We start from the raw sequence: 1,840 nt of genomic DNA, 5'->3' as shown, positions 1-1,840 counted from the left end.
ATCACGGTGGCCGTGTTCGGCTGGTTCCTGCTCTCCGGGCTGCGGGCCGTCGCCGGCAGCACGCTGTTGCCCTTCCGCATGATCCCCGCCCTCACGCTGGTCCTGGCCCTCGCCGGGGTGGTGGGGGCGCTCGCGCTGAGCCGGTGGGCCGTCGCGGTGGTCCCGGGGTTGCCTCATAGCAAGGTGCTCGCGGCCGTGGTCGTGGTGACGGGGCTCGCCGCCGTCCAGATGGTGCAGCACGTGTCCGAGGAGGACGCCGAGTTCGCGGAGGTCGCACGCAACACCCCCGGCGTACCCACGGCCGTCCTGACGGCGATCGACGACATGACGTCCGACCGCGAGCCCTCCGACCTGGTGCTGCTGACCTCTGACCCCACGCTGTACTCGTACCGGCCGTTCTTCACATTCCAGGCTCCTGCCCAGGCGTATGCGACCCCCGCCGGGCGGTACGAGGAGCGCACCGACGAGATCCGCGAGTGGGCGACGACCCGATCGGCCGCGGACCTGGCCGCTGAGTTCGACGCGAGCGAATTCCGCGCCCCCGATGTGTTGGTCCTGGATCGCGAAAGCCCCGAGCGGTGGGTGTTCCCCGCGGTGATCAACCAGATGCCGCTCCAGCACAACAACACCCGCGAGGAGATCGTGTTCAACCCGGGCCAGTTCGATGACCCCGGGCTGTTCGACGTGCGCGAGGTGGGGGCGCGTGTCGTGATTGTGCGGCGATAGGTCGCACGTCGGGCCGGCGTCGGCGTCGGCGCTGGCTTCGGCCGTCGGCGTCGGCGGGGTACGCCGGAACTTTCTTGTGATCGCGGGAACCGTCCGCCGAGCCGGGCCGTCGTACTGGTTGTGGGAATGAGTAGAGGTGTAGGCGCGGTGCTGGTCGCCGCCGTCATGGTGCTGTCCGGGTGCGTGTCTGACGCCGAGGATGTGACGACGACGAGCCCGTCACCCGAGACGCCCGTCAATCCGTGGGACCTGCCCCTCGAGGAACGGCCCGACCTCTTCGACCCGTGCGCCGAAATCCCGGTGGAGGCGATTGAAGAGGCCCTCGGTGGGCCCGCAGAAAAGATCGACCTCTACACACGACACGATCCAGGCTCATTGATGGTGTGCGGTTGGGCAAGCGAAGAAGTCGATCTCACCGTTCTTTCTACTTGGAAGTCGCGTAGTGACTACCTGCAAGATCCCTCTTTTACGATCGTGAATCCTCACACGAAGATTACCGACCGGACTGGGCTTCGTGCGCTAGACAACACTGACTCTGCCGAACGCGGATGTACGCAGATGTTGTTCACCAGCCGAGGAACGATATGGGTACAACTCAGCTTGTTCAGCGTCTTTCGGGAGTTCAACGGCGAACGTTATGTGAAGCCGTGTAAGGCCCTCGACGAGGCAGTTCTGCCCATCGTCGAGCACCTCCCAGAGGGGGATTTCACATGAGTGTTCATCTCGAACCAGGCGTCGCGGAATCGTGTGTGCGTGCGTGCAGAACGTTCACCCGCGCTGTCGAACAGTCAACGATGGCCGAAAAGTACGATTCCCAATCTCCTGCAGCTGAGTCATTCGACACAGCGCGCCAGATCGGGACTGTGTATTCGCTATTCGCGGGCGAGGATCTACGCACTCTGCTGAACGGATTCGTGACTCAGGTCGAGGCGATGTCGGTGCTGTTCGCCGCAGCCGGCGGGATGATCGATGCCCAGGACGAAGCAGCTGCTGCCGCACTCGGGAAGGCGGCCGAGGAGCCAGCCGGGCTGAAGAGCATCGGACTGATGAGCATGCTGGCGTCGATGCATGGCCCGGCAGCGACTGTCGCCGTCTCGGCATCCGTTTCGGCCGC

Annotated in this window: 3 protein-coding genes; all 3 read left to right on the top strand. The window is 64.9% G+C overall.

Annotated elements, in window-relative coordinates; translation table 11 throughout:
- A partial coding sequence (locus ACWIE7_RS19075; RefSeq protein ID WP_454070316.1) for an arabinofuranosyltransferase occupies nt 1–726 on the top strand: 726 nt, incomplete at its 5' end.
- 147 nt (nt 727–873) lie between these two features.
- Entirely contained in the window at nt 874–1,440 is a 567-nt protein-coding gene (locus tag ACWIE7_RS19070) for a DUF3558 family protein (protein ID WP_454070315.1), read from the top strand.
- The coding region (locus ACWIE7_RS19065) for a hypothetical protein (RefSeq protein ID WP_454070314.1) at nt 1,437–1,840 on the top strand (404 nt) is incomplete at its 3' end. The genes ACWIE7_RS19070 and ACWIE7_RS19065, both read left to right, overlap by 4 nt.

It is taken from the genome of Dietzia sp. NPDC055343, assembly GCF_053645265.1.
Note: the sequence above shows the minus strand (reverse complement) of the source record. Positions and strands in the feature narration are given on the sequence as shown.